This window comes from Halomonas sp. GD1P12 (genome assembly GCF_025725645.1).
Classification (GTDB): Bacteria; Pseudomonadota; Gammaproteobacteria; order Pseudomonadales; family Halomonadaceae; genus Vreelandella.
Genome location: NZ_CP107007.1, coordinates 2686109 through 2712988 on the forward strand (window position 1 = coordinate 2686109; position 26880 = coordinate 2712988).

A 26880-nucleotide genomic window follows, 5' to 3' on the forward strand; every position below is an offset into this window, starting at 1 on the left:
TATCCGGCATTTATCCAGAGCCGAGCAGGCGTATGCCAACACTACACTGCTACCGCAGCGTGAGCGCCAAGGGTGGGTTGCTCACCCAGTGCGTGCTACTGCTTGCCGCCATGCTGGTCGTGACAACGGCTCGCGCCAGCGCGCCTGCCCCTCGTATCGTCACGCTCTACCAGGGAGCGACCGATAGCGCCGTAGCGCTGGGGATAACGCCCGTGGGCGTCGTCGATGCCTGGCTCGAGCCGCCCATGTACCGCTACCTGCGAGACGATCTGGCCGGAGTGGCGCACGTGGGCCTGGAAACCCAGCCCAATCTCGAGAAAATCGCCTGGCTTTCCCCCGAGCTGATCGTTGCCAGCGACTTTCGTCACGCCCGGGTCGCCCCGCTTCTGCGCGCCATCGCGCCGACGCTTTCCATGCCTACGGTGTTCGATTTCAAGACCACGCTGAGCCAAATGGCCGAGGCCACCGGGCGCGAGGCGCGCGCCGAGGCGTTGCTTGCGCGCTGGGATGCACGAGTCGCCGACTTTCGCCGCCAGATCATTGAACGATTCGGCAGCGAATGGCCACAAAAGGTGGCGGTGGTCCGCTTCAAGAGCGATCACCTGCGCATCTATACCAGCGGCTTCGCCGGCTCGATTCTCAGTGAGCTGGGCTTTGCACAGCCGCAGACGCTCACCGCCCAGAGCTGGGGCATGAAGCTGACAAGTCCGGAGAACATTCCGGTGCTGGACGCCGACGTGATGTTCGTGCTGCTCGAGCCCGATGACCCGGCCATTGCCGACAACTACCGCCGCTGGTCGGCGCATCCGCTGTGGCAGCGGCTGACGGCGGTCGAGCGCAACCGGGTATTCGAGGTCGAGCCGGTCAGCTGGATGATGGGCGGCGGCATTTTGGCCGCCAACGCCATGCTCGATGACCTTTACCGTCACTATCAGCTTCGCCCTGCCGCGCTTGCCGACGTATCCGCGTTTGACCAAAGCGCCTGCGCGGCCGTTAGGGAAAACGCCTCATGCTGAGCCGCACATCGAGCCGGGCGCTGGGGCTTTTGGCGGGGGCGCTTGCGCTACTGGCGGCATTCATGACGAGCGTGATGCTGGGCACCACGCCGATCGCCTTGAGCGCCCTGCCCCGGGCACTGCTTCACCACGACCCGGCCCGGGTGGATCAGATCATCCTGCTCACCGAGCGCATTCCCCGGGCCTGCGTGGCCGCGCTGGTCGGCGCGAGCCTTGCCGTGGCGGGTGCTTTGATGCAGACCGTGACCCGCAACCCGCTCGCCTCTCCCGGGATTCTGGGCATCAACGCCGGCGCGATGTTTTTCGTGGTAGTGGCGGTGTCGCTACTGCCGCTGAGCACGCCGGGGCAAATCGTCTGGGCGGCGCTTTTGGGGGCACTTTCCGCGGCCGGCCTGGTGGTGGCGCTGGCTCGCGGCCGCCAGGGGGAGTTTTCACCGCTACGCGTAGTGCTGGCCGGCGTCGCGGTCACGGCGCTGTTCGTGTCGTTCAGCCAAGGGCTTCTGGTGATCGACCAGCAGAGTTTCGAGAGCGTGCTCTACTGGCTGGCGGGCTCGGTGTCTGGACGCGAGCTTCATCGGGTGGCGCCACTACTGCCGCTGTTTCTGGTGGGCTTCGCGCTGAGCGCGCTACTCGCCGGGCGCGCCAACGCGCTGCTGCTGGGCGACGATCTGGTCACTGGCCTTGGCATGTCGGCGACGACCACCAAGCTGCTGCTGGGCGCGGCGGTCATCGTGCTGGCGGGAAGCTCCGTGGCGCTGGCAGGCATGATCGGCTTCGTGGGCTTGATCGTGCCGCACATGGCGCGCGGGCTCTTCGGCATCGACCACCGCTGGTTGCTGCCCGCCTGCGCGCTGCTCGGCGGGGCGCTGCTGCTGTTGGCGGATGTCGCCGCGCGCTTCGTGATGCCGCCCCAAGAGGTGCCCGTGGGCGTGATGACCGCGCTGGTCGGCACCCCCTTCTTCATTTACCTGGCAAGGCGCAGGCTGGCCGCCCAATGAACTCGAACGCTTCTTCGCGCGCGGCTCCCGCCGCGCTCGCCTCCTTCCGCGCCACGCTGCTATCGCTTTTTCTACTATTGATGACCAGTGCGACGCTGTCGCTGTGCCTGGGCAGTTTTCCGACTTCGCCGGTTCGGGTGGCCGAGGCGTTAATTGCGCCGTCAAAAAGCGATATTGCTTTCATCGTCTGGGAGCTTCGTCTGCCGCGCATCGCCCTGGCCGTGCTGGTCGGCGCGGCGCTGGCCGTGGCCGGGTCGCTGTTGCAGGCGATCGTGCGCAACCCGTTGGCCTCGCCGGACGTGATCGGTATCACCAGCGGCGCCGCCTTCGCCGCGGTGGCGTTTCTGGCACTGCTGGGGTCGACCTTGAGCATCCACTGGCTACCCGTGGCGGCGATGCTCGGCGCGCTGGCCGCAGCCCTGGCGGTGATCGGGCTGAGCTGGCAGCGGGGGCTTCGCCCGACGCGCATGGTCCTGGTGGGGATTGGCCTGGCGGCGGCGCTGAGCGCGGGTACGACGATGATGATCGTGATCGGCGACGACGCGGCGGCCATGGCGGCCTACGTCTGGCTCACCGGCAGCCTTTACGGCGCGCAGTGGGGCGATGTGCTGGGGCTACTGCCCTGGCTTTTGGTGACGCTACCGGTGTGTTTGATGCTTGCCCGCCACGCCGACGCCATGGCGCTGGGCGACGACGTGGCGCTGGGACTGGGGGTGGCCATCACGCGCAGCCGGTTGGCGCTTTTAACCTGCAGCGTGGTGCTGGCGGGCGCGGCGGTGGCCTTTGCCGGGGGATTGAGCTTCGTTGGGCTGATGGCGCCGCATCTCGCGGCGAGGTTGACCGGTCGCCATCTGGCACGGCTTCTGCCCGCCGCCGCGCTGGTCGGCGCGCTCATCGTGCTCTGCGCCGACCTGCTGGGGCGGGTCGCCTTTCTGCCCAAGGACCTGCCGGCGGGCATCTTCGTGGCCGGCATCGGCGCGCCTTTTTTCGTCTACCTGCTGTATAGAACGCGTTAGACAGGGAGCGCTCGATCTTAACACCGCCTCCCGATCCTGTGGGCGTTAGAAATCCAGACGATAGCCCAGCGTCAACGTGCGCCCGCGACCGGCAAAGTAGCGCTCGTCGTTGACCAGCGCGCTCTGGGAGTAGTAGGTCACGTACTGCTCATCGAGCAGGTTGGACACCCCCACGTTGACCTGACCCACCGGCAGTTGGTAACCCACCGCCGCATCCATCAGCAGATAGCCGTCGAACTCGCGGTTCGCCTCATCGAAGGTTTCATCGAAGGCGTAGTTGGCCTGCACGAAGGTGGAGAGGTTATCCGTCCAGTTCGCCGACCAGCTGGCGGTCAGACGATCCGGCGAGACATCGAGCCCCGAGAGCTTGGCATCCAGGCGTCCGTCCTCGTTGCTGTCATAACGCCCGTCCATGCGCGAGTAGGCCACCCGGCCCGAGTGGCGGTCGTTGAACTGGTAGTCCAGCGCGGCCTCGACGCCCTTGATCTTGGTCTCCTGGCGCTGCATGTAGAAGACGTCGTCGATCTCGGTCAGGCGGCTGCCGAAATCCGACGAGGATTCGTAGTAGCTGAGCTGTGCCGCCAGGCGGCCGTTCTCGAAGCGCAATCCGGTTTCGATGTTGTCGGTGACGATTGGGGCGAGGTTGTCGATGCTATCGACAGACTGATTCGGCGTGCTGATGCCGCGAAGCGCGCGCCCCACGTCCGGAATCGAAAAGCCTTCGGAGTAGTTGGCGAACAGGCTCCAGTGCGCGACCGGGCTCCAGACCGCGCCCAGGTTATAGAGCGTTTCGTTGAAGCTGGGGTCACCGCCCTCCACCGCCACGCCGTTGTTGGCCGCCACGGTGCGGTAGCTGTCGATGTCGAGCTTGGCGTACTCGTAGCGCGCCCCCGCGGAAAACAACAGCGAATCGACCGGGCGCAGGTCGGCCTGCACAAACGGCGAGAGATCGGTGTAGTCGGTGGGCGGCACGTAGGTGCGATCGCTGGTGTACAGGTACTGCTCGGTTTCATCGAACAGCGTATCGAAACCCAGAGTTACTTTCAGGCGCTCGTCCCACAGATCATCTCGGGTCAACGAGACCTTGGTGCCGAACTTGGTGGTCGCCGCCAGGGTCTGGTCGAAGTAAGTGCCCACCGGCGCCAGCGCCGGGTCCTGGAAAGTCGCCGAGTCGGTCGCGCCGAACAGCGCCTCGTAGTCCTGGTAGAACGCTTGGGCACTGAGCTGCATGCCGGCCAGATCGAAATGGTCGTAGCCAAGCCCGGTCGTCCACACCCGGTTGTAGGGCGCATCGCCTTCGGGGGTGCCGCGCCGCGAGGTCGTGACCATGCCGCTGGCGCGGTCGCCGGTGACGCTTAAGTAGTCGTTGTGGCCTTCGATATCGTAGTGATTGAGCGTGAACTGCAGCCGCTGGTCGTCGTCGATCCAGTAGGCAAGCTTGCCCAGCAGATCGAACGAGCGCGAATCCATCAAATCGCCCTGGGTGTTGTCCACCCCGACCGCGTCGCCGTTGCCGTCCAGAAACAGCCCCTGGTCCTCAACGCTTGCCGAGAACAGGTAATCCACATCGCCGCTGTTGCCGCTCACGCCGTAGCCCGCCTTGTAGCTTAGCGTTTCGCTATCGAGCTCACGGGTGGGCGTGGTGACCTGACCCTCCACGTACTGGTTGAAGGAGCCGGCTTCCGGGCGCTTGGTGATCAGGTTGATCACCCCGCCCGCCGCGCCCACGCCGTTGGTGGCGTTGGCGCCCTGAATCACCTCGATCTGCTCGACCATCGAGAAATCGATGGCGTGCGCTTCGCGCCCGGTGGGGCGCAGCGGGTTGGATTGGGGAATACCGTCGATCAGGATCAGCGGCGTGCGGCCTCTTAGCGTCTCGCCGCTGCCGCTCATCTTCTGGCGGCTGGGGGAATAGGACGGCAGCAGGTTGCTGAGGATCTGCGATGAGTCGCTGGTCATCTGGCGCTGCTGAGTGATCTCCTCCTCGCTGATGATGCGCACCGTCTGCGGCGAGTCCTCGACGGTTGCATTGGTGCGCGAGGCGGTGACCACCATGGTCGGCTCAGCGCTGCCGCGCTCAACGGGTTCATTGAGCGCCGCTTGTTGAGCAAAGCCCTGAGTCGCCGCGACCAGCCCGACGAGCGTGACCGTTGGCCAGACGGCCATGCGTTTATCGATATTCACCTTGTCCTACCCCTTTTTTAAAAGCTTTTTTAACCGCTTTTTAAACCGCTTTTGAATAAGCCTTGCGGTGGTGCGCAGAGAGGCTCGCAGTACAAACGAGCATCTAAATGATAATGATTGTATTGCGCATATTAGACGCTTATTTTCTATAAAATGAAACACCGCGTTCGATACATTCGTGCGCTCATGCTCTTTTATGGGTCGCGATATTTCGTACCGGACGAGGAAGTTAAAACGGGAAATATTGAAAATGAGAATGTTTTATCCTAGGGTTTGCCCCGTTCGCCGACTGCACGAGCCCGCTCATGACGCTCTCTTCGCCCCCGCTTTCTCGCCTGACCGGCGCTGGCCTTCGCGCCGGCTATGACATCGAGCCCGTGCTGAAAGGTGTGGATATCGCCATCGAGCAGCGCCGGCTTACCGTGCTTTTAGGCCCCAACGGCTGCGGCAAGTCGACCCTGCTCAAGACCCTGGCGCGCACGCTCGCCCCCAGCGCCGGGCAGGTCTACCTGGACGGTAAGGACATTCACCAGCGCCCCACCCGCGAGGTCGCCAAGCGCCTGGGGATTCTGCCCCAGGGCCCGGTGGCACCAGAAGGCTTGAGCGTTCGCCAGTTGGTCGGCATGGGCCGCTTTCCCCACCAGGGGCTATGGCAGAAAAACAGCCGCCAGGACGATGAGGCCGTGCGCGAGGCGATGGCCTACACCGACGTTGGCGCCTTCGCCGAGCGCGGCGTCGATGCGCTTTCCGGCGGCCAGCGCCAGCGCTGCTGGATCGCCATGGTGCTGGCCCAGCAGACCGACTTGATCCTGCTCGATGAGCCCACCACCTTTCTGGACTTGAAAGTGCAGGTGGATCTTCTGGAGCTTTTGTCGCGGCTCGCCCACGAGAAAAACCGCACGCTGCTATTGGTACTGCACGATCTGAACCTGGCCGCCGCCTACGCCGACTGTCTGGTGCTGATGCGCGACGGGCGCATCGTGACTCAGGGCGCGCCTGGCGAAGTCTTCACCGCCGAGAACCTTGCGCGCGTGTTCGAACTCGACGCCCAGGTACTCAAGGACCCGGAAAGCGGCCGCCCGATCTGCGTGCCGCGAAAGCGCGCCCCTGAGCGCCCGCCCGGCAGCTTTGCGCAGCGAAAAGCCTCATGACCCACACCTTCTGCGCCGAGCTGAGCCAGCAGCAAAACGACCCGCTGGCGGGCAGCGCTGCCCACGCCGAGCACAACCTGCTGATCAGCTGGCCCCGGGCCAAGTGGCAGCGTAACCTGCGCCACGCAAGCGACATGGCAGATTCGCTGAAAACACAGTTGGATGAGATCGCCGCCACCGGCCGACGAGTCAACCTGATTCACCGCCGGTCGCAGGACGCCACCTGCCATCAGATCTTTCTGATGCCGGAACGGCGCCGCTTCGACGTGGCGCGCGACGAGCTTTCCCACTTTCTCGACCGATGGCGCCAGGCCCACTCGCTTGCCCGGTGGGAGCAGGCACCGCCGGAAGCCGACCTGATTCTGTGCTGCACGCACGGCAAGAAGGACAAGTGCTGCGCGAAATACGGCTACCGCACCTACAAGGCGCTGGCCGCCGCCGTTTTGGAGCACGCCCTGCCTTTCGATGTATGGGAGAGCAGCCACCTGGGCGGGTGCCGCTTGGCCGCCAGCCTCGTCGTGCTGCCCCGCGTGCGTAAGTACGGTCGCCTTCGCCCCGAGCAGGTGCTGCCCTTTCTGCGCACTGAGGCCAGCGGCCGGCGGTTTCTGCCCGGCTACCGCGGCGACTCGCGGCTCACCCCGGCCCAGCAGTGCGCCGAGGTGGCACTGCTCGAACGCCTTGAGTTTGAGGCACCCTTTTCCCAGCTGACGCTGACCGACGACCAGGGCGACGAGCAGCAGCGCACGCTTCGCTGGCAGTGCGAGCAGGCCGGCCATACCACCACGTTCGAGGTGCAGTGCCAGAGCATGGCGCTTTTACGCGTCGACACCTGCGCCGATCTCGACCAGGGCCCTACGGAAAGCCTTGTCTGGCAGGCTACTCGTATCGAGGCCGTGCAAAATAAATGACCTCGCCTACCAGCGCCTACTTTAAAGCCCGGATTGAGCCGAGCTTTATAACCAAAGAAAAAGAGTGATGAGTAACCATTGCAGATGTCGATCGCGATGCGTGATACGCCTACCTAGCCGATAGCGGTTTCCAGCAAATCGGGCAGTTCCAGCACGGCCTGCATGATCGCTTTTTCGCCACGCTTCAAGTGTTCGTCCATTAGCCGGGCGGCGGTGTCGCCTTGGCCCTTTTCGAGTGCGCGGACAAGCTCGGCGTGCTCTTCACTCCAATGGCCGTCGCTTTGACCGTACACCATGCTGACGTAGGCAATGCGCATATGATCTTCCGATAACTCTTCGATGAGCCGCGTCAAGCGCTGATTGCCAGCGGCGCGCGCGATCAGGCAGTGAAAACGGTGATTGGCGTAGGAGTAATCGATCATCTCAGAAGTGCTGTGGCGGTCGTAGGTTGCTTGGCTGCACTCCTGAAGAGCGCTGAGTGTTTCACTATCCAGCCTGCCTGCCGCTAATCGGCAGAGTTCGGGCTCGAGCAGGCGCCTGGCTTGGTAGCTTTCGCGAATACCCTTGAGCGTGATCGGTGCGACGGTATAGCCAAGGCGGCCGTGATTGACGGCTAATCCTTGCTGGGTTAGTCGCGTCAAGGCATGGCGAATCGCCGCCTTCCCGAACGCGTAATGCTCGGTCAGCCACACCTCGGTGATGGTCGTCCCCGGCCTCAAACGGCAGGCGATAATGTCGCGTTTGATGATCTCGAAGGCTTGCGCATTCAGGCTGACTTTCTTCTTGGGGGCCATGAAACGTTCCATGTTAAAAGCAAGGCGGCGCCCGGAAATCCCAGACACCGCCCTAGTTTATCATCTAGCCTGGTTTTCGAAACGATTCAAAGTAGCGACAGCACCACGAAGACCGACATGATGGTGGCGCCGCAGATCAAAGTCCACATGACGCAGTAGCCCATGATGTCGCGCGCGGAAAGCCCGGCCACGCCCAAAAGCGGAAGTGCCCAGAAAGGCTGCATCTGGTTGGTCCAGGCATCGCCCCACGTGAACGCCATAATCGTTTGCGGGATATCGGCGCCTAGTTGCTGCGCAGCTTCCAGCATGATGGGCCCTTGGATGGCCCACTGGCCGCCGCCGGAAGGAATGAAGATATTCACGATGCCCGCGGAGATGAAAGTAACGATCGGGAAGGTATGTACGTTGGCGATTTCAACGAACCAGCTCGCCATGCTGTCTGCCAGTCCCGACACCTGCACCATGCCAGCGATCCCAGCATAGAGCGGAAACTGAATGATGATACCGCGACAGGCCAGAATTCCTTCTTTCACCGCGGCTCCCAGGCTCGCCGGGCTAGGCTGTAAAATGAGCCCCACCGCCAAGAAAATCAGAATGACCAGGTTCAGGCTTAGCGTGAATCCGAGTTCCTGAAAGTTGATGACCAGGTAGCCGATAGGCAGCAGCGCCATTACCAGGTTGGGCAGGCGGTAATGCTCGAGCTTTTCGGCCCAAGGCATTTGACTGGTATCGACCTTCTTCACTGTGTTGTCCAACGGCTCGCCTTGATACTGCACGATTTCATCAGCTTCGGGTTTGATGCGCGAGAACACGAAATACAGCAGAAAGAGAAGGATTACCGAGAGGCCCACGTTCCACCAAGCGTAGAGCGTTTCGGTAATAGGGATCACGCCTACCACGTCCTGCATGAAATTGCCTTCCGAGGCCATCAGCAGCGGAATGGAGGCCGTGGTGCCACGAATGATCTCACCGGAATAAGCGGCGGCCACGGCCAAGGGAAAATGCAAACCCGGTACACGCCTGGCCATCTCACGCGCTAAAAACGCGCCCACGATCATCCCGAAGCCCCAGTTGACGTAGAACGTGACCATGGACACTACGGCCACGACCCCGGCAGCCTGGCCGGGGGAGGTTGGCATGGAAGCAAGGCGGTCGATCATTTTGGCAACGACCGGTGTCTTGGCGATGACGAATCCGGTCAGCAGAATCAGCGACATCTGCATCGCGAAGCGATAGAGGTTGGAGAAGCCATCGCCCCACCCGTTGAGCATGGTAACGGCGCTTTGGCCTTCCAGCAGCACGCCCATCATGAACACGACCACGCTGAGCGCCATGGCCAGTAGTAGTGCATTAGGTAGGCAGGTCTGCACGAATTTCAGACAGTACCGCGTTAGCGTTTGCATCGTTGAGTACCCTGTTGGTTTGTTTTAAAGCTTTTGTGACTGGGTGTTTTTGCAGTCGTCGATTATCGTGCCCCGTCGAGGCGGGGCGTTTTGTTGTAGGGGCGCGTTACTGGCGGGGCATGAGCGGAAGCTCGATGGCCGAGGCGCGATGCCGGCTGCGGCCGACGTTGATCGTGGGCACCACGCCATCGGGAATACGCGAGAAGTGGTCGCTATCGGCCAAGGCAATGGCGACGCGTAGTCGGTGGCCCGCTTTGAAAAGCCAGGAAGTGGGCAACAAATCGAAAGCTACTTCGCTGTATTCCCTTGGAATGAGATAACGCGCATCGCGTTCGCTGAAGCTGTGTTCCGGCCCCAGCGGAGGCAGGTGGGGATGCGCTGGGGCAATACGGCGGTGAAGCGTACGAAACACACCTTCGGTCACGTAACTTGCCTTACCCTGCTCATCGATATCCTCGATATAGACAAATAGCGCGCAGTCCTGGGTATCGCTTTCGATATATAGCCGCACGACCGGATGGCCGGTCAGCTCCATGTCGGCGTCCAGTGCTTCGGTGGTGTAGCACAACATGGCTTGGTCACGCCCGTGCCAATCGGCGTAATACTCATCCACGTTCTGCGCGTACAAGCGGTTGTAGCGTGACTTATTGCCCGTTCCGCAGCGATAGTCGCCGGTGTAGCGGTCCGCAACGTCCGCCGCTTGCGGTTTTTCGCCCGCAAGGCCGCCGTCGGATTGGAAGTAGAGCGTATGCCACTGGATGTCACGGGGCGGCCACTCAGAGGCGGCTTTCCAGCGCTCTTCGCCAACCGTGTAATAGTGAACCGGCGGTTCGTCTTCAAGGCCTGTTGCAAGCCCCATAAGATGCTCGTCGAAAAAACGCAGCGTTTCGGCCAAGGGTTTGGCTTGCGGCTGCGGGTCGTGGCGATAGGGGCTTGCGCCGGTGCGTGCTCCATGATCCCAAGCCCCCAGAAGCAGACGCTTGTTCGGATTTTGCTGCCACCGGTAGCGCAGCGCAGCACCCTTGGCGTAGTGGCCGTCCATCCAGCCCGAAATGGTATACACCGCGGTCTGGCTATCTGCTTCGCGGTTGGCGTAGTAGTAAGGACTGATGATCGCCGAACTGAAATCCGGGTCGGTATGCAACGCTCGATCGCGAAAGGTCAGTTGGTGAACGAAGTCGGCCATGTCGAAATTGGCTTTGTGCGCCTCGAGCGCCTCGGCCAGCAAGGTGCCGTCGGTATCTTCATCGACGGGTGCTGGGCCATCGTAGTGATCGCCCTTGAAGTAGGGAAATTTGTCCCGATCTTCGGCGGCGTCATCATCCAACGCATCCATCAGGTTGCCATACTCCTTGACCAGCCGACGGCACATGACCCCGCCCGGATAGAGCTGGTTGGACCAAGTATCCCATACCGCCGAGTGCGGCACGATCGCCTTGACTGCAGGGTGCGCCCAAGACGCGGTGAAATCCGCCGCCGCCCCCAGATACGAGATACCCGTAACGCCAATCGCCCCACTACACCACGCCTGAGCATTGATCCACTCGACGATTTCCAGATAGTCCGTGCGCTCCTTAGGCGAACGAAGCCCGGTCCTAACGCCAAATGATGCACCACTGCCACGCACGTCAACAGCCACCAGCGCGTACCCACGCGCCAGCAGCAGCGAACGAAACACGCTGATATTGGGGCAATCCTCTAAACCCTGCGGCGCATCGGACAACAGCTTCATGCGCCGGTAGTAAGGCGTAAAGAAGGCGACCACGGGAAAGCGTTCGTCGGTCTCTTCATTACCTGGCAGATGCACGTCGATAGCGATCCGCGTGCCGTCATGCATCATCAAATAGCGAGAAGAAAGGCGCTGGCCCTGAAAACGTGGCGCACGATGCTCGACCCACGCTTCCGGGCGGAACAGAAAACTATCACTCATGAAATATACCTTCAGGATGTTGTGTTTTTTAGAAGGTTGAATTTATTATTTTAACATGTCAAATAATTTTAAAGACATGTCATATTGAAGGTATCCTGGTTTCATCGCAGCTTTAAGCCTTGGTTGACGCGTTGAAGCGTAAAAACGGTGTGAAAATAACACCCTGCATAAAAGGCAGGACTTGAAAGGACAATACCGGGAAGAGGCTAAAAGTGAACAGCATCCACACTGTGCGACACGATGGTCCATAAAAAAAACCCGGCCTGAGCCGGGTTTATTGAGCACGAGCAAAAATCCTACCAGCGGTAGCTAATACTGCCGATCACGCTGCGCGAGGCGCCGTAGTAGCAGTAGAAGTCACAGCCGCTGACATACTCCTTGTCGGTCAGGTTGTTGACGTTCACCTGGGCGGTCCAGTTCGGGTTGAAATCGTAGCTGGCTACGGCGTCGAAGACGGTGGCCGAGGACACGCTGCCCTCGACGCTGCTGCCCGGGCTTGGCTCGCTTTCGCCCACGTAGCGCACGCCGGCACCGACGGAGACGCCGGGCACGAACTGGCTGGCATCGTAATCGAGCCGCGCGGAGGCGGAGTGGCGCGGTACCAGCGGCACGCGCTCATCCTGCTGAGCGTCGCTGACGTCATAGCGCGCATCGGTGTAGGTATAGGCGGCGGTTAGCTGCAGTGCATCGGTCAAGTAGCCCACCCCCTCCACTTCCAGGCCTTGCGAGCGGCGCTCACCGGCCTGCTCCTGCACCGGTGCGCCGGTGGAGATCAGGGTATTGTCCTCCTCCACATCAAAGGCGGCGACGGTGACATAACCGTCGATGTCGAACGGCGCGATCTTGACTCCGGCTTCGAGCTGGCGACCTTCCAGCGGCCGGTAGCTTTCGCCGCTCGGGCCGCTGCCCGCCACTGGCGTGAAGGATTCACTGTAGCTTACGTAGGGCGATATGCCGTTATCGCCCAGGTACATGGCGCCGGCGGTCAACGATACCTGCTCGTCGTCGTAGCCCTGATCAGAGCGGCCGGTGGTATCGCTCAAATCCTCGGAGCTTTTGACGTTGTCGTAGCGGGCGCCGGCCAGAAAGATCCACTTGTCTGCGACGCGCAGCTGATCCTGCACGTAGAAGCCGAACTGGCGCTGGCTCAGGTCGTGCCGGGTGGGGTCGCCGGTGTCAGGTTCACTGAAGGCCGCGTAGTCCGGCTGGTAGAGATCGACGGTGTCGATATTGGCGAAGAAGCTCGAGCCGTCGCCCAGGGTGCGGAAGCTGTCCCGGTTGACGTAGTTCAAGTCGAGCTTCTGATAGCCCGCGCCGAGCAGTAGCGTGTTCTCGGTGTTGTCGGTATAGGTGCGCGCAATCAGGCGGTTGTCGAGGGTGTAGGCGTCATAATCACCGTCGCGGTCGATCACCCCACGGGAAATGCTGCGCGGCGGCGTAACGAAAGAGTTGGGGTAGACGTTCTTGAGTTCGAGATCGAGATGCGCGTAGCGGGCGTTTTGCTGAAACTCCCAGGTGTCGTTGATCTGGTGTTCGAGCTCGTAGCCCAGCGAGGTCTGGCGCTGATCCAGGGTATCGAAATCCGGCTGGCCGTAGTTGGTTTGCGGGTCGATCCGGCCAAGCGGCGTGGCGTTTGCGGTGCCCATGGCCGGGAAGAAACCGGAGGTCGGCGTGCCGCGGTCCTTCTGGACGCTGGCCAGAAAGGTCACCGTGGTGTCGTCACTAAAATCGACCGCCAGGCTCGGTGCAAAGTAGTAGCGCTCGCTGCCGGTACCGTCGAGTTCCCCGTCCCGGTCGCGGTAGAGCCCGACCATGCGATAGCGCACATCCTCGTTTTCACCCACCGGGCCGGCGGTATCGATGGCGACCTGGCGGTGGTCGTGGTTGCCCGCCTGAAGCTCTATGGTGCCCTGAGGTTCACGCGTCGGGCGCTTGCTGATCGCGTTGATCACTCCGCCCGGAGGCGCCTCGCCGTAAAGGATCGACGCCGGGCCCTTGAGAAGATCGACCCGCTCGAGGCCGAAGGTTTCGGTGAGCCACCAGAAGTAGCCGCCGGTACGAAACAGGCGCAGGCCGTCCTGGTAGGTTGCGCTTTCGGCGCTGAAACCACGCAGCAGGAACCAGTCCGCGTTGTTGTCGTCGCCGTAGGGCTGCGAGGTGACACCGGAGCGGTACTGGAACGCTTCATCGAAGGTGCGCACGCCCTGGGTGTCGAGCGCATCACTGCTGACGGTGGAGATCGAGCGTGGCGTTTCGATATCCGGCGTGTCGACCTTGAGCGCCGTGGCGGTCACCGTGGTGGTGCCCAACGTCACCGTTTGTTCCTGAGCCAGTGCGGCCAGCGGCACAACGCCCAGCGCCCCGGTTAGAGAAAGAAGTATCGAGCGGCGAACGGCCAACGATAAAGGCGCAACGGCGAAGGGCTTGGAATACATGTAGTCGGTCTCGTTAAAGAGCAAGGGGACGATCAAGTAAAGCGAATGATAGATATTTTTATTCACGACCACAAATCGCAGCGCTCAACACGCGTTGAAAGGGCCTTACCAGGCACCTTTTTCGTCAATGGCGCTAAGCCTCTACGCGATCTGCTATCATCCCGCGCCGCCGCCCCGGCCAGCCTACGATGATACAAAAGGAAAGTGCATGAACTCTTCGCCTTCACGCCCTCACCCTGAGCATGATGCGTTTCTTAAACGGCGCGTGCTGCCCACGCTTGGGCTTTTCGTCCTGATCTACGGGGCGGCGCTGGCGCTTGATTACCACATCAACACCGCCGTGCTCACCATCACACTGATGGTGACGCTTTGTCTCTTGAAGATGCCGGTGGCGATCGCGCTGATCGGCGCCGCCCTGCTCGGCGCGCTTCACGGCGGGCTTACGATGAATGAGGCGATCGCGACCTTCAACGAGAACCTGTTGACCGGCGCTCAGGTCGGCATGACCTACGTGATGGTCGGCGCCTTTGCCGTGGCCATCGCGCGAAGTGGGCTTCTGGATATGCTGGCCCGCCGCATCGCCTCGAAGCTCGACTGGCAGGAAGGCGCAACCAACCAGGGCGTGAAGTGGAGCCTCTTTCTTACGCTGATGGTCGCCTCGATCATGTCGCAAAACGTCGTGCCGGTGCATATTGCCTTCATCCCCGTTCTGATTCCGCCGCTGCTGGGCGTGATGAACCGCTTGAAGATCGACCGCCGCGCGGTGGCCTGCATACTCGGCTGCTTCATCAGCGCAAGCTACCTGCTGCTGCCCACGGGATTCGGGGCGATCTATCTCAACGAGATTCTGCTGAGCAATGTCAACGACATCGGCCAGCCACTGGGCCTTTCGGTCACCGCCGCCATGGTGCCCCAGGCCATGTTTCTGCCGGTGATGGGGCTTTTAGTCGGCGCGGTGGTTTGCATCTTCGTAAGCTACCGACAACCCCGCGAGTACCAGAGCGTACCGGCCACCGAGCTTGCCACCGACGCCCCGCGCCGCCGAGCCAACGCTGGCCAGTTACTGGCGACGGTGCTGGCCATTGGCGCGGCGCTGTTGTGTCAGTTGCTGGTCGATTCGCTGCTGGTAGGGGCACTGGTGGGCTTCGTGATTCTGGGAATGAGCGGCGTCTTTCGCTGGCAGGAACAGGACGACGTCTTCACCGAAGGCATGCGCATGATGGCCCAGATCGCGGTCATCATCACCCTCGCCTCGGGGTTTTCCGGCGTGCTCGGCGCCACCGACGAGATCGGCTCGCTGGTGGCGGCCACCGCCGAGCTGCTCGACGGCAACATGATGCTCGGCGCGGCGCTCATGCTGGTCGTGGGGCTGTTCATCACCATCGGCTTCGGCGACTCGTTTGCCAGCGTGCCGATCCTCGCGCCCATCTATATTCCGCTGGCGCTGGCGCTCGGGTTTTCGCCCATGGCCACGGTGGCGCTGTTGGGCGCCTCCGCCGCACTCGGCGACGCGGGCTCGCCGGCCTCCACCATTACCCTGGGCGCCACGGCAGGCCTCAACGCCGACGGCCAGCACGATCATATTCGCGACAGCGTGATCCCGATGTTCCTGCACGCCAATCTCGGCATGTTGCTGTTTGCCTGGGTGGCGGCGGTGATGCTTTGATAAGCACACTCGAATAGACCCGCGGAGCCCTGCCGTGCCACGCCATCGGACGCTACTCATCATCGCCGCCCTCTGCCTGCCGGTTTGGCTAGCCGCCTGGGGGCTGGCCTATACGCCCTACAGTTGCTCCGATGTTCTGTGGGGCGCTCATCGCCCGGCGGATGAGGCCGTAAAACTGGCCTGCGACCCGCGCATGAACATGACCTTCGTGTTCGTCGAGGACTCCCTGCATAACTGGCTGGCGGTGGTGGGCTGGGTGGTGCCCTATGCACTTTTGGTATGGGTGGCGATTCGCACCCTGCTGCGCTGCTCCCGGCACGTGGGCGCGATGCTCTTCACCGCCGTGGCCGGCATAGCGCTGTGGATCGGGCTGGTCGTCTCGCTGGAGCGCCAGCCCTATAACTGCGCCTTCGGGTTCGGAGGCTTTGGCTGTACCAGCGCGCTGGGCACGGCCAACGTCAACGCCCTCTTCGGCGGCTGGATGATACCCCTTGGTATGCTGATCGTGGTGGGCCTGGTGATTGCAACATCGAATCACAAGCGGCCACCGGGCTAACCCTCGCGAAGTACCGTCGCCAGCCGTTCGCACTCCTGCGCCTCGTAAAAGCTCGGATCGTCAAAGAGATCAGGCTGAACGTCGTCGAACATCATGCTCAGCACCTCGGCGCTACTTTGCACCATCGGCTCGAAGTGGGCGGTGTGGGTCTTCAGCGCCCGCACCCGCTGGCGGCGGTAGAGGGCATAGAGCCCCAACAGCAGAAACACGCTGGCGATATACAGCGGCAACCCCTGATCCCCAACCACGTGCATCAGCGTGCCCGCCGCTAGCGGGGCCAGCGCGCAGCCGGCGCCGTGCATCACCAGCATGTCTGCCGAGCCTGCCACGATCTCGTCCGGGTGGAGCTGATCGATCAGCTGCGCTACCGCCAGCGGGTAGAGCGAAAACGCGAGCCCGCCCCACAGAAAATAGAGCGCCAGCAGCGCGCCCTGGTTCGGCGCGAAAGGCATCATCAGCGCCACCAACGCCGCGCCGAGCACCACCCAGGTCAGCACAACCGGCCGGTCGTGCTTGTCGGAAAAGCGCCCGATGGGAATCTGTAAAAGCGCCCCGCCAACGATGGCCGTACTCATCACCAGCCCCACCCCGGCAAGATCGAACCCCATGTGGTCGGCGTAGATCGGCGTCATCGACCAGAACGCGCCCATGGCAAGCCCGGAAAGCGCCGCCGACGCCACCGCCAGCGGCGCAAAGCCTACAAGCGCGCGCAGGCTGCTTTTCGGGCGCTCGCTCACTTTCGGCTGCACCCGCCGGGTAAGCGTGATGGGCAGCACCGCCCAGCTGATCAACATCGCGATAATGACGAACAGCAGATACCCCTCGATGGAGGAGATCCGCAAAAACTGCTGCGCGATGGCCAGCGCTCCCAGATTGATCACCATGTAGACGGCAAAGAGACGCCCACGCTCGTGGCTGGCCGCCTGGCTATTGAGCCAGCTTTCGATCACCGTGATCAGCGTGATGAACGAGAGCCCGTAGACCACCCGCAGCGGCAGCCATACCCAGGGCGTGACGAACACCAGGTGCAACAGCGCCACAGTGGCGCATAGCGAGGCGCAAAAGCCGAAGGTGCGAATGTGCCCCATCCGCCGAATCAGCCGCCGGCTCACCCAAGTACCGCAGATGAACCCGACGAAATAGCCGGACATCACCAGTCCCAGCAGCACGGTGGAAAACCCCTCGCTCACCCCGCGCAGGCTCAAGAGCGTATTGAGCAGCCCGTTGCCTAAAAGCAGCAGCGCCACGCTATAGAGAATCGATTTCACCGGCCTGAGCATTGCCAATGAGCGCATGGGAAGCCTCCTTGCCGGGCGGGCGCCGGTCATCTCAAGGGAATCGGTTGGAGCCTGACAAAACACCATGCATAAAGAGGGCCACCCGCGAGCGCAATTGCGGGTGGCAGGCACGGCGGATAGAATCAAACAACCAAATAAAACTTCACCCTTGGGTCAATGGCCCGACTGCGGAGCCTTCACGCCATGGCCACGTTCATTCCCGCGCTTTCGACCATTCCCCGTGCCCGCATGACGCCCGGCGAGCGCCGTGTGGCCCAACGCCTGGATAGCCTGCTCGAGGACGACTACATCGTCTGGTACGACATCCCGCTCGGGCGCCAGCGCCGCTACCCGGACTTCATCGTGCTGCACCCCGCGCGAGGGCTTTTGTTTCTCGAAGTGAAGGATTGGAAGCTCGATACCCTGCACTCGATCACACCGGAAAGCGCGGTCATCGACACCCCCAAGGGGCGCAAGACGGTGAGCAATCCGCTGATACAGGCGCGCCAGTATGCCTTTACCGCTCTTGACCAGCTGGAGCGTGACCCGCAGCTCACCCAAAGCGATGGCCGCTACCAGGGCAAGCTCTGCTTTCCCTACGGCTTCGGCGTGATTTTTCCCAATATCACCCGACGCCAATGGGACGAGGCCATGAGCGAGGAAGCCCAGGAGCGAGTGCTGCCCGGTCATCGTTTGATCTGCCAGGACGAGATGCTCACCACCGCCGACCCGGAGGCGTTTCAGGAACGGCTGTGGGCCATGTTCGACTACCGCTTCGGCGAGAAGCTCACCCTGCCCCAGCTCGATCGCATTCGCTGGCAGCTCTTTCCGGAAGTGCGCATCGACGCCCCCACCGGCGATCTGTTCGGCGACGAAGAGCAGAGTGAGGCGCCGGCCACGAACGCGGTGCCGGATATCGTGCGCGTGATGGACCTGCAGCAGGAGCTACTGGCGCGCAGCATGGGCGACGGCCACCGGGTGATCCACGGCGTGGCCGGCTCCGGCAAGACGTTGATCCTGGGCTATCGCTGCCTGCACCTGGCGCAGGCCACCACCAAGCCGATTCTGGTGCTCTGTTTCAACATCACGCTGGCTGCCAGGCTTCGCTGCTTCATCGCCGAAAAAGGCCTGACCGAAAAGGTGAAGGTGCACCATTTTCACGAATGGTGCGGGCAACAACTCAAGACGTACCACGTCGATTTGCTGCCCGGCAGCCGCCCGGTGTACGAGCGCCAGGTGGAGAGCGTGATTCACGCCGTCGACCAGGGGCAGATTCCCCGCGCCCAGTACGCCGCCGTGATGATCGACGAGGGCCACGATTTCGAACAGGCCTGGCTCAAGCTGGTGGTGCAGATGATCGACCCCGATACCAACTCGCTTTTGCTGCTCTACGACGACGCCCAGTCGATCTACCAGAAAGGCGCGCTGAAATTCCCGCTCTCCTCCGCCGGTATTCAGGCGCGCGGGCGCACCACCATCCTCAAGCTCAACTACCGCAACACCCGCGAGATATTGAGCTTCGCCTACGAGTTCGCCCAGGACTTCCTCACGGCGCACGATGGTGACGACGACCACGTACCGCTCATCGCCCCGGAAGTAGCCGGCGTCAGCGGCCCTAAACCCGCGTTTCGAGCCTTCAAAAGCGACGACGCCGAGGCCCACTACCTGGTGCGCTGTATTCAGACCTGGCAGGAACACGGAACCGAGCTGAACAGCATCGCAGTGGTCTATACCAGCAACGCTCAGGGAAAGCGCTTCCACGAGGCGCTTCAAAGCGCCGGCATTCCCAGCCGCTGCCTGCAGCAATCCTTCGATAAACGCAGCTACGACCCGCAAGCCCAGGAAGTGGTCCTGCTCAGCCGCCAGAGCAGCAAGGGCCTGGAGTTCGACACGGTACTGCTCAGCGGCCTCGGCGCGCTCGACTCCGCCGAGGAGAAGCAGGCCCAGGAAGCGCGGCTTCTGTATGTGGGCATGACCCGAGCGCGAAGACGGTTGATGGTGACCGGGAGCAAGGTGAACTGGTATACCGAGCGGCTGAGCGAGCTGGCCTCGGCCTGAGAAGCAGCGTCTTTGAATAACACCTACACGGGAGACGCCGAATGGCGATCGAGCAAGGCATCTGGAAACTGGCAAGCGGTGCCAGCGAAGCCCCGCAAAAACTGCGCCCCATGGGGCTTGCCGATGAAGGTAAGCTTGAAGAGCAGATCATGCAGGACGTCTCGATCCTCAACCGGGACTGGCTCTTGATCGGCCGCCAGGTACGCACCGGCTTCGATAAGCTGATCGACCTGCTCGCACTCGATGCCAACGGCAACGTGATTATCATCGAATTGAAACGTGATAAAACACCCCGGGACGTGGTGGCCCAGGCCATCGACTACGCCAGCTGGGTAGTCACGCTGGCCGACTACCAGTTGATCGATATCTATCAGGCCTTTGCCGAGCGCTACCACCGCCCTTACCCCACTCTGGAAGACGCATTCGACGCCAAGTTCGGCGTACCGCTCGATGACGTGACGCTCAACGATAGCCACCAGATGGTGGTGGTCGCCACCCGGCTCGACGCCAGCAGCGAGCGGATCATTAACTACCTGAACGACCACGCGCAGCTGTCCATCAATGCGATGTTCTTTTCGGCGTTTGAAGACGGTGGCAACCACTACCTGAGCCGCGCCTGGATGATCGACCCGGACGAGCCGCCCCAGCCAGCCACGCGCAAAGCGCAGAAAGCCCCCTGGAACGGTGAGTTCTACGCCTCCTTCGGCGACGACCGCCCCTGGGAGCTGGCCCGGCGTTTTGGTTTCATCGCCGGTGGCGGCGCCCACTGGTACTCCAAGACGCTCAACCTGCTTTCTGAAAGCGACCGGGTGTGGGTGAACATTCCCAGGATCGGTTATGTGGGCGTGGCCGAAGTCACCGGCGAGCGGGTACGGGCGGATGAGTTCATGGTCGAAACGGCGGACGGGCTACAACGTTTGAAAGAGGTGAGCACACCTGTCGAGTACCCTCACCTGTACAAAGCCAGTTCAATGGATGACGAAGAGACGCTGGAGTACATCGTGCCGGTACGCTGGATCAAAAGCGTTCCTGTCACTGAGGCTTTTCGTGAGGTAGGGCTTTTTGGAAATCAAAATACGGTATGCAAACCGACCACGCCGAAATGGGAGCATACGGTGGAGCGGTTAAAGCAGACCTGGAGTGTTGTTTAAGCGCTTGGATCAAGCAATGCGGATGAATTGGCTGTAAAGAAATGGTGGGCTCAGTAGGACTTGAACCTACGACCAAGGGATTATGAGTTCGATTTTAAATCAATATGTTACTGATACCCAAGGGAAAGTGACCGAAATCTAGCGAAAGGTACAGTTCCTTGGAATCAGTAGGTTAGCGAAAGGTGAGGATAGCACAGGAAGCGGGTTTGTGTACTGCTAGTGTACCGATGAGAGTTACCTTCAGTACATCTAGAAGCTGTCACAGAGCCAACTGTCAAGAATGACTTGACAGTTGGGATCTTCTCAAAACTGCTGTTTAGTTAGCAGAGCGTAACACAAGACGTGCGGATCGCGAGCGGTTGCAGGGAATGAAACATCAGCGCGATCTCTCCTTCTCTAAGCTCCTGAACGCCGAGAGGCACATTCTTGAACTGACGGCGCTTGCGCTCTCTGACCCTCGGCTCTGTGGCTCCTCTCCGCCCTGCGGATCGTGGCAAGGCCGCGGGTGAGAAGCCAAAGGCCAGCCACTTCAAGCCGCCCGAACAGAGCCCTCGTGAATGAGGCGGGTTGACTGAATAACTCCGAATGAATACTATAAGTATCATTTACTTGATTTTCGTCGGGAACCAGTGCCAATGACTCCAGATAGATACAGCCACGTTGAATCAAGGAAGAAAGAGGGAGCACACTATACTCCTGAAATAATCGCAGATTTTATATCCCAGCGCATTCTGGATGGTGTTGAGTTAGGAGAAAAAGTGCAGGTTGCTGATCCTGCGGTTGGAGATGGTGAGTTACTGATTAGCTTACTCTCCGCGTTAAAACGACGATCAATTAACCACATCGAAGTGCATGCGTTTGATACGAATGAGAGGTCTCTTAATATCACAAGAGAGCGTCTAGAGCATCTGCACAGTGATGTTTCCATTGAGACTCACCACAAAGATTTCTTACAAGTTTGCTTGGACCGAGAAACCTTTCTTGGAGAAACGGATTCCTCAATACCTTACTTTGATATTTTAATAGCCAACCCTCCTTATATTAGAACTCAAGTTCTTGGAGCCGATCAAGCTAAAATACTAAGCCAGAATTTTGGCTTGAAAGGACGACTGGATGCGTACCAAGCGTTCTTGGTAGCAATGAAATCTGTCATGAAATCAAATGGTGTCGCCGGCGTTATAGTTTCGAACCGTTTCATGACAACAAAGGGAGCCGGTGAGTTTCGTAAAACACTCTATGATGAGTATTCTATAAAAGGAATATGGGACTTCGGTGACACAAAAGTTTTCGACGCTGCTGTTTTGCCTGCTGTGATGGTTATGGGAGCAAATAGAACGTCTAGTAACGATTCTGTTCCTTTTTCGTCGGTATATCTATATGGAAACAAACTAAGTAAGACAAATTTACCGCATGTAGGTGATCAGATTGAAGCGCTTTCATATTCAGGTCTTGTTAAGAACTCGAAGTCCGCCTATGTGGTTAAACATGGCCATCTAACTTATGACTCGAAATCGTCTGACGTCTGGCGCCTCCAAGATGAAGAGTCTGAAAAATGGCTGAGGAAAGTAGATGCTAAAACTTGGTGTAGATTTAAAGACATAGGAAAGGTTAGGGTTGGCGTAAAGACCACAGCGGATAATATTTTTATTCATGCTGACTGGGAAAAGGAGGTTGGATACGTTCCTGAACTTGTCGAGCCTCTGGTGACCCATCATGTCGCCGCGAGATTTAAATGCAATGACAATGAAAAAAAGTCTATCCTCTACACTCATCATTTGGTTGATGGGAAGCGGTCTGTGTATGATATTGAAAAGTTCCCAATAACCAAAAAATATCTTGAAGCCAATAAAGAGCAACTTTCTTCCAGAAAATATGTTGCTAAAGCAAAGCGTATTTGGTATGAAATTTGGGTTCCTCAGAATCCCGCGTTATGGAGTGAGCCTAAAGTTATTTTTCGCGATATAACTGAGCAACCAACTTTTTGGATGGATCTAGATGGTTCCATCGTAAATGGGGACTGCTATTGGATGATTCGAGAAAATGAAGGCATGCCTGAGGACATTTTATGGCTACTCTTGGCGGTTGCCAATTCAGAATTTGTAGAAGAATTCTACGATTTGAAGTTTCAAAACAAGCTCTATTCAAACAAGCGAAGGTTTATCACCCAGTATGTTGAGCAGTTCCCTGTGCCAGATCCTAGCCGATTAGAATCAAAGGAAATAGTTAAACTAGCCAAGGAACGTTATCGTGAAAATGATAGAAGCAAACATGCGGGGTTGGAAAAAAATATTGACCACTTGATATGGTCAATATTCGATGTTCCACATATTGACGAGATCATCAAGGATTAAACACTGAACTTCCTTTGTGCCTTTCAAAAAAATTCATAGGCATTGACCTTTGGCATTTAAAGCTTTGCTCCGGAACGTATGTGAAATGCAAACCCAAACGACTGCCGGGGCAGAGCACGATGCCATCTATACAATATGTATCAGGATTTGTGAGCACTATTAGGTAGCGAATATTTTGGGTAGTGAAGTTTCCACAACCTTTAATCGGCTCTTCGAACTCGGGACTGTAGAGCCCAAGGTCAACCGTCGGAGAATCTTGAAGTTTCACCTCTAGCGCCTGATTTTTAATATCAGGTAGGCCTCCCGCTAAAAGATCACCATGGCTAACACTGTAACCCAGTGCCCGAGCAACCATTCCCTCAAGAGTTTGTCCTCGAGTTTTCGTTGAAGCTGGCGGTATATGTTGTCCAATAAGTTTATGTAAAACAATCTCTTTTATAGTTGAAAGCGGAAGCAGAGACTCAGGATCTGGATCTTGATGGATGTTGTATTGAGAAAGGTTTTTTTGATTATCTGATGAGCCTATTTGAACGTCATCATCATAGAAAAGTATAGAATTTGGTTGAGACAAAACTGCTTGACGCGCCGTTGCAGAGATGATCATCTGGCTTTTGACTGTAGGTTTTCCAAATTTCCCGTATTTCTCAACGATATAGTCTGGCGTCAGCACTGCAACGCCGGATACCACATTTTGATTTGGATCTACTTTCACGAACACGAATCGAACTTGGTTGGCTAAAAGCTTGCTTCCATCATTATATTGGACCTGAACGGACTCAATGTTCGGGTTTCGGTTCCAAACTTGCAAGTTATATGAAGAGCCGGTTGTGACAATATAAGTATCTAGATATTCGAGCAAAATCTTTGGAACGCCCTTACCCTTCGGGGGCATTATACCGTAGGAGCCCACTGGAGCACCTGGCGGCAAAGTGCCGTTCGCAAGGGTCTTTGCAACCAACTTCCTAATGTTGGATCCATCGGTTCTAGACTTATAAGTCAACTTGAAAGGATATCCGATTAAACAGCTCAGCCGGTTTGCAATTTCTTCAGGGGGCGTTAAAAAATCCTTTGATTTCGGCGGCAGTTTGAATCTTTTATCCATGAAACATCTACTCCAGTGGCTTGCTTAGAAGGGTTGGAACATCAACACCTAAAGCTGAAGCAATCACTTCCAATGAACTCAAAGAGACATTACGTTCCCCACGCTCTACAGCGCCGATGTACGTTCGATGCAACCCGGACTTGTCAGCCAGCTGTTCCTGCGACAATCCATGTTTGCTACGCAAGCGCCTAATGTTTTCGGAAAGGGTGGCAGTGATGTCTTCGCTAGGCTTTCGCATTGATATTCCAAAGAAAACTTCTACGCGATTACAACTCGATGATGCCTATAGATCTACAGACTATAAGTAGCAAAGACCTCGCATTTTTGCTGATCGGCATAACGCCGAGCAATCCGCATTACATCGGGATGACAGGAGTGGAGTCGAGGCTTACGTTGGAGCGAGGCTTGAGGAATGAGAAGTTCAGTAGGCCGGGATGGAGGCAGCAGGTTAGTTTCTGTACGAAAAGTCAGCTCGTAGGCAGCGGCATGCTGAGCTTTTCGTGGTCATTGAGACCGTCGAGTACGGCGTCGGTGACCTTCTTCGGGAAGAGCCCGTGCATCACCTGCCCCTCGCTGTGACTGCGTACCTGGGCCATCACCGCTTCGTCACGCTCAAAGCGGTCGGTGATGACGTTGGCTCGTACATCGTCGATAAACTGCTGCTTGGTGGCGTTGTATACCAGCATACCCTCAAAAGCTCCCTTTTTGGTCAGTTAGTTATAGATTGTTAGCATGAATGCATTTGACAATTATGCACACTAGCGGCTGCAACAGCATAGATCAGAACTAAAAGGCTGAGAGGGCTTGGGTCTGTGCATACGGGCTTCGGTGCCCAGCCTAACTATCTGCTTTTCGCCGTTTCAGCTCAGCCCGCGCCCAAGCGGATGCTTCTTTCATATCTCGCCGCAGTTCGTCGAGCTCTTCGGAAGTCAGCCACCGAACCGCTGGCTCCCTGCTTTCTGGGTGCGCTTCGCCGGCCTGCTCGTCGATTTTGGTTTCCAGCTCTTTTCGCCGTTGTCGGCGTATCTGTTCGTCCATGCGCTCCTCCTGGCGGAAAGGCGGCCGTTGGCCGCCTGAGCTATCGCTGGTCAATGGCTCCCATAATGTCAGAAGCCAGTATCGGAAAATCCCGCCGCTTCTGAAAACGGGGTTCTTCCGGTTCCAGCTCCTACATCGCTGCTAGTGTGCGTGCTGCGTGGTGCCTCCTCGCGGCCCGAGTGGGCCGGACGGTTCACGAAAGCGGCAATCTCTGCCCCAAGGTTCCTCTCTCCCTCGACCGATAGCTCGACAGCAGGCACAAAAACGGCTTCTGTGTAGGCCTCCCGCCCTTCGTCGAGCATATCCAGGGCTACCATAAAATGGCGTTGTTTCATCGTGAGGTCTCCTTAGGTGTCCTGCTGGCCACGGTTCACAAAGCAAGCAATCTCGTCGCTACGGTCCTGCTGACTTTCACTACCGCTCAGGCTGTCGCTGTCGCTGTCGAACGATGGGGCAGAATCGTCCGCTCCTGTGGCATCACTACCACCTTCAGGTTTCATGCCCTCGCGGAGCGAGGACGCCAAGCGGCCACCAGCGGTGTGATCAACCTTGTCCTGGAACTTCCCGGCCATCTTCGCCCCAACCCCTTTAGCCAGCTCGCCAGCCGTTCCAGCTCCCAAGGATGCCGCCCGCTTGAATCCGCTGCCGCCGCCAGAGCGGGAGCCAGAACCAGAGAAGCCAGCCGCCTGCGCAAATGGGGTGTCACCGGTGCCAGCTTCATCTCCGGTAGAGCTGCTTCCACTCCCGCCCCCGCTGCCGTCACCTCCAGTGCCAAAGCTTGGCATGTCAGCCCCCGACATATTGGACTGAGCCTTCTCAAAGGCGGCCTTGATGGCTGACCCGCCACCTACTGCATTCGCCGCACCGCCCAACATTGCGCTCCCAGCCATCTTGCCCGCCGTGAGGGCCATACCTGCCGCTGTCATGGCTGCTCCTACCGCAGCACCGGCACCAAATGACCCGATGCCCATTGCTCCCACACTGCCACTCGACACGAGGCCGGAAATCATCGGTGGAATCTTATTAACCAGAAATAGCAGGATCACCGAAACGACCAGCATCACGACCAACTCCTGGGACGCCATGTTCTCGCTCATCTGTGAGTAGTAGTGAGTAATGAACTCCCTACCGATGGCGACGAGGAGCACCATTGCCATCAGCTGAGCCGCTATTCCGAGAATGGCCTTGTAATAGTTGATTGCCATGTCTGATGTCCAGCGGGAGCCACCAAACCCCAGGAAAAATACTCCCGCATAGAGCAGTATCCAACTCGCGGCTAGCAGCAGGAGCAGGTTGACGGAGATAATCGCCAACACCAGCAATACGGCCAAGGCCATACCTTCCATCACCAACGCAGTGGCAAACTGTTTCCAGCTCAACTCTGACGTAGCCTTCACCGTCTGGTCGTACAGTTCAAAACCGATATCAAGGATGCTGGACGGCCCCAAGCTGCCGTTGGAGAGGCCACCGGCTTGTGCCCCCAGGGCTTGCAATGACTGTACGATGGTTCCCGCGATGTTCATTCCCTGAGTAGCGTTCGTCAGCAACCACCAGAAAAAGCCTGTAAAGATGGTGAAACGAACAAGCTCGGCAAAGAACTCACCAATGTCGGCCTTACGCAGCGCCATCATGCCGAACGTCCAGACCATCGAGATCACTACCAGGGTCCAGAACAACCGACTGGCGGCCGTTTCTATGGCAGGCCCCCACGTTGATGCCGCGGAATGAAAGCGATCCAACACATCATCCATGATGTTGCTGCTGGATAGCTCCTGAGCCATTGCGGTATCGGACAGCATGACGACGGCCATCACGCCCAAACCACCAAAAACGAATCGTTTCATGC

Annotated in this window: 22 protein-coding genes; 10 read left to right on the top strand and 12 right to left on the bottom strand. The window is 59.0% G+C overall.

The annotated features are described in order from the left end of the window. Positions 1-32 precede the first annotated feature (32 nt). The 3 genes from OCT39_RS12305 to OCT39_RS12315 are packed head-to-tail and all read left to right on the top strand — an operon-like array spanning position 33 to position 3030. Positions 33-1016 carry an ABC transporter substrate-binding protein gene (locus OCT39_RS12305; RefSeq protein WP_263584759.1) on the top strand — a complete coding sequence of 328 codons (984 nt, stop codon included), beginning with the start codon at positions 33-35 and terminating at the stop codon, positions 1014-1016. Next, positions 1010-2014, top strand: a complete 1005-nt coding sequence (locus OCT39_RS12310) for a FecCD family ABC transporter permease (RefSeq protein ID WP_263584760.1) — start codon at positions 1010-1012, stop codon at positions 2012-2014. Before OCT39_RS12305 ends, OCT39_RS12310 begins: the two co-directional genes overlap by 7 nt. Beyond that, the gene (locus OCT39_RS12315) at positions 2011-3030 is read left to right on the top strand and encodes a FecCD family ABC transporter permease (protein ID WP_263584761.1); all 1020 of its coding nucleotides are present in this window, start codon (positions 2011-2013) and stop codon (positions 3028-3030) included. The genes OCT39_RS12310 and OCT39_RS12315 overlap by 4 nt, the downstream gene beginning before the upstream one ends. A 45-nt stretch (positions 3031-3075) precedes the next feature. Here OCT39_RS12315 and OCT39_RS12320 read toward each other — a convergent pair whose 3' ends face one another. Then, on the bottom strand, positions 3076-5214 hold the full coding sequence (locus OCT39_RS12320; RefSeq protein WP_263584762.1) for a TonB-dependent receptor: 2139 nt from the start codon (positions 5212-5214) through the stop codon (positions 3076-3078). A 305-nt stretch (positions 5215-5519) separates the two neighbouring features. On the opposite strand from OCT39_RS12320, the gene OCT39_RS12325 reads away from it, so the two are divergent. After that, the gene (locus tag OCT39_RS12325; protein WP_263584763.1) at positions 5520-6365 is read left to right on the top strand and encodes an ABC transporter ATP-binding protein; all 846 of its coding nucleotides are present in this window, start codon (positions 5520-5522) and stop codon (positions 6363-6365) included. Beyond that, the gene (locus OCT39_RS12330) at positions 6362-7273 is read left to right on the top strand and encodes a sucrase ferredoxin (RefSeq protein WP_263584764.1); all 912 of its coding nucleotides are present in this window, start codon (positions 6362-6364) and stop codon (positions 7271-7273) included. The genes OCT39_RS12325 and OCT39_RS12330 overlap by 4 nt, the downstream gene beginning before the upstream one ends. 113 nt (positions 7274-7386) lie before the next feature. On the opposite strand, the gene OCT39_RS12335 is transcribed toward OCT39_RS12330, so the two are convergent. The 4 genes from OCT39_RS12335 to OCT39_RS12350 form a co-directional block, all read right to left on the bottom strand. Beyond that, the gene (locus OCT39_RS12335) at positions 7387-8067 is read right to left on the bottom strand and encodes a GntR family transcriptional regulator (protein WP_263584765.1); all 681 of its coding nucleotides are present in this window, start codon (positions 8065-8067) and stop codon (positions 7387-7389) included. A gap of 86 nt (positions 8068-8153) precedes the next feature. Further along, a complete protein-coding gene (locus OCT39_RS12340; RefSeq protein WP_263584766.1) occupies positions 8154-9470 on the bottom strand; it encodes a short-chain fatty acid transporter in 1317 nt (438 codons plus the stop codon). A 106-nt stretch (positions 9471-9576) separates the two neighbouring features. After that, positions 9577-11400, bottom strand: a complete 1824-nt coding sequence (locus OCT39_RS12345) for a CocE/NonD family hydrolase (protein ID WP_263584767.1) — start codon at positions 11398-11400, stop codon at positions 9577-9579. A gap of 296 nt (positions 11401-11696) precedes the next feature. After that, positions 11697-13835 (bottom strand): TonB-dependent siderophore receptor, encoded by a 2139-nt coding sequence (locus OCT39_RS12350; protein WP_263584768.1) that lies wholly within the window; start codon positions 13833-13835, stop codon positions 11697-11699. A gap of 208 nt (positions 13836-14043) precedes the next feature. On the opposite strand from OCT39_RS12350, the gene OCT39_RS12355 reads away from it, so the two are divergent. Continuing rightward, positions 14044-15501 (top strand): Na+/H+ antiporter family protein, encoded by a 1458-nt coding sequence (locus OCT39_RS12355; protein ID WP_318152966.1) that lies wholly within the window; start codon positions 14044-14046, stop codon positions 15499-15501. A gap of 34 nt (positions 15502-15535) precedes the next feature. Continuing rightward, positions 15536-16057, top strand: a complete 522-nt coding sequence (locus OCT39_RS12360; protein WP_263584769.1) for a hypothetical protein — start codon at positions 15536-15538, stop codon at positions 16055-16057. On the opposite strand, the gene OCT39_RS12365 is transcribed toward OCT39_RS12360, so the two are convergent. Beyond that, complete coding sequence (locus OCT39_RS12365; RefSeq protein WP_263584770.1) at positions 16054-17352, bottom strand: MFS transporter; 1299 nt, start codon at positions 17350-17352, stop codon at positions 16054-16056. The two genes, OCT39_RS12360 and OCT39_RS12365, sit on opposite strands and share 4 nt — an antisense overlap. A gap of 186 nt (positions 17353-17538) precedes the next feature. On the opposite strand from OCT39_RS12365, the gene OCT39_RS12370 reads away from it, so the two are divergent. The 3 genes from OCT39_RS12370 to OCT39_RS12380 all read left to right on the top strand — a co-directional run bounded on the left by OCT39_RS12370 (position 17539) and on the right by OCT39_RS12380 (position 22894). Beyond that, positions 17539-19392 (top strand): 3'-5' exonuclease, encoded by a 1854-nt coding sequence (locus OCT39_RS12370; protein ID WP_263584771.1) that lies wholly within the window; start codon positions 17539-17541, stop codon positions 19390-19392. 41 nt (positions 19393-19433) lie between these two features. Continuing rightward, positions 19434-20543, top strand: coding sequence for an endonuclease NucS domain-containing protein (locus OCT39_RS12375; RefSeq protein WP_263584772.1), 1110 nt, complete (start codon positions 19434-19436; stop codon positions 20541-20543). Between the two features lie 635 nt (positions 20544-21178). Then, on the top strand, positions 21179-22894 hold the full coding sequence (locus OCT39_RS12380) for an Eco57I restriction-modification methylase domain-containing protein (protein ID WP_263584773.1): 1716 nt from the start codon (positions 21179-21181) through the stop codon (positions 22892-22894). On the opposite strand, the gene OCT39_RS12385 is transcribed toward OCT39_RS12380, so the two are convergent. The 6 genes from OCT39_RS12385 to trbL all read right to left on the bottom strand — a co-directional run bounded on the left by OCT39_RS12385 (position 22884) and on the right by trbL (position 26878). Then, the gene (locus tag OCT39_RS12385) at positions 22884-23996 is read right to left on the bottom strand and encodes a hypothetical protein (RefSeq protein ID WP_263584774.1); all 1113 of its coding nucleotides are present in this window, start codon (positions 23994-23996) and stop codon (positions 22884-22886) included. The genes OCT39_RS12380 and OCT39_RS12385 overlap by 11 nt on opposite strands. 7 nt (positions 23997-24003) lie before the next feature. Next, complete coding sequence (locus tag OCT39_RS12390) at positions 24004-24234, bottom strand: helix-turn-helix domain-containing protein (RefSeq protein WP_263584775.1); 231 nt, start codon at positions 24232-24234, stop codon at positions 24004-24006. 229 nt (positions 24235-24463) lie between these two features. After that, complete coding sequence (locus tag OCT39_RS12395) at positions 24464-24682, bottom strand: hypothetical protein (RefSeq protein ID WP_263584776.1); 219 nt, start codon at positions 24680-24682, stop codon at positions 24464-24466. Between the two features lie 151 nt (positions 24683-24833). Continuing rightward, complete coding sequence (locus tag OCT39_RS12400) at positions 24834-25034, bottom strand: hypothetical protein (RefSeq protein ID WP_263584777.1); 201 nt, start codon at positions 25032-25034, stop codon at positions 24834-24836. 68 nt (positions 25035-25102) lie between these two features. Then, complete coding sequence (locus tag OCT39_RS12405; protein ID WP_263584778.1) at positions 25103-25369, bottom strand: hypothetical protein; 267 nt, start codon at positions 25367-25369, stop codon at positions 25103-25105. 12 nt (positions 25370-25381) lie between these two features. Next, the gene (gene trbL / locus OCT39_RS12410; RefSeq protein WP_263584779.1) at positions 25382-26878 is read right to left on the bottom strand and encodes a P-type conjugative transfer protein TrbL; all 1497 of its coding nucleotides are present in this window, start codon (positions 26876-26878) and stop codon (positions 25382-25384) included. Positions 26879-26880: the final 2 nt, after the last annotated feature.

What these genes read in the sequence shown, in the direction of transcription:
- OCT39_RS12305 (WP_263584759.1), top strand. Translation starts at nt 33, where the DNA reads ATGCCAACACTACACTGCTACCGCAGCGTGAGCGCCAAGGGTGGGTTG.
- OCT39_RS12310 (WP_263584760.1), top strand. Translation starts at nt 1,010, where the DNA reads ATGCTGAGCCGCACATCGAGCCGGGCGCTGGGGCTTTTGGCGGGGGCG.
- OCT39_RS12315 (WP_263584761.1), top strand. Translation starts at nt 2,011, where the DNA reads ATGAACTCGAACGCTTCTTCGCGCGCGGCTCCCGCCGCGCTCGCCTCC.
- OCT39_RS12325 (WP_263584763.1), top strand. Translation starts at nt 5,520, where the DNA reads ATGACGCTCTCTTCGCCCCCGCTTTCTCGCCTGACCGGCGCTGGCCTT.
- OCT39_RS12330 (WP_263584764.1), top strand. Translation starts at nt 6,362, where the DNA reads ATGACCCACACCTTCTGCGCCGAGCTGAGCCAGCAGCAAAACGACCCG.
- OCT39_RS12335 (WP_263584765.1), bottom strand. Translation starts at nt 8,067, where the DNA reads ATGGCCCCCAAGAAGAAAGTCAGCCTGAATGCGCAAGCCTTCGAGATC.
- OCT39_RS12340 (WP_263584766.1), bottom strand. Translation starts at nt 9,470, where the DNA reads ATGCAAACGCTAACGCGGTACTGTCTGAAATTCGTGCAGACCTGCCTA.
- OCT39_RS12345 (WP_263584767.1), bottom strand. Translation starts at nt 11,400, where the DNA reads ATGAGTGATAGTTTTCTGTTCCGCCCGGAAGCGTGGGTCGAGCATCGT.
- OCT39_RS12350 (WP_263584768.1), bottom strand. Translation starts at nt 13,835, where the DNA reads ATGTATTCCAAGCCCTTCGCCGTTGCGCCTTTATCGTTGGCCGTTCGC.
- OCT39_RS12355 (WP_318152966.1), top strand. Translation starts at nt 14,044, where the DNA reads ATGAACTCTTCGCCTTCACGCCCTCACCCTGAGCATGATGCGTTTCTT.
- OCT39_RS12365 (WP_263584770.1), bottom strand. Translation starts at nt 17,352, where the DNA reads ATGCGCTCATTGGCAATGCTCAGGCCGGTGAAATCGATTCTCTATAGC.
- OCT39_RS12370 (WP_263584771.1), top strand. Translation starts at nt 17,539, where the DNA reads ATGGCCACGTTCATTCCCGCGCTTTCGACCATTCCCCGTGCCCGCATG.
- OCT39_RS12375 (WP_263584772.1), top strand. Translation starts at nt 19,434, where the DNA reads ATGGCGATCGAGCAAGGCATCTGGAAACTGGCAAGCGGTGCCAGCGAA.
- OCT39_RS12380 (WP_263584773.1), top strand. Translation starts at nt 21,179, where the DNA reads ATGACTCCAGATAGATACAGCCACGTTGAATCAAGGAAGAAAGAGGGA.
- OCT39_RS12385 (WP_263584774.1), bottom strand. Translation starts at nt 23,996, where the DNA reads ATGGATAAAAGATTCAAACTGCCGCCGAAATCAAAGGATTTTTTAACG.
- OCT39_RS12390 (WP_263584775.1), bottom strand. Translation starts at nt 24,234, where the DNA reads ATGCGAAAGCCTAGCGAAGACATCACTGCCACCCTTTCCGAAAACATT.
- OCT39_RS12395 (WP_263584776.1), bottom strand. Translation starts at nt 24,682, where the DNA reads ATGCTGGTATACAACGCCACCAAGCAGCAGTTTATCGACGATGTACGA.
- OCT39_RS12400 (WP_263584777.1), bottom strand. Translation starts at nt 25,034, where the DNA reads ATGGACGAACAGATACGCCGACAACGGCGAAAAGAGCTGGAAACCAAA.
- OCT39_RS12405 (WP_263584778.1), bottom strand. Translation starts at nt 25,369, where the DNA reads ATGAAACAACGCCATTTTATGGTAGCCCTGGATATGCTCGACGAAGGG.
- trbL (WP_263584779.1), bottom strand. Translation starts at nt 26,878, where the DNA reads ATGAAACGATTCGTTTTTGGTGGTTTGGGCGTGATGGCCGTCGTCATG.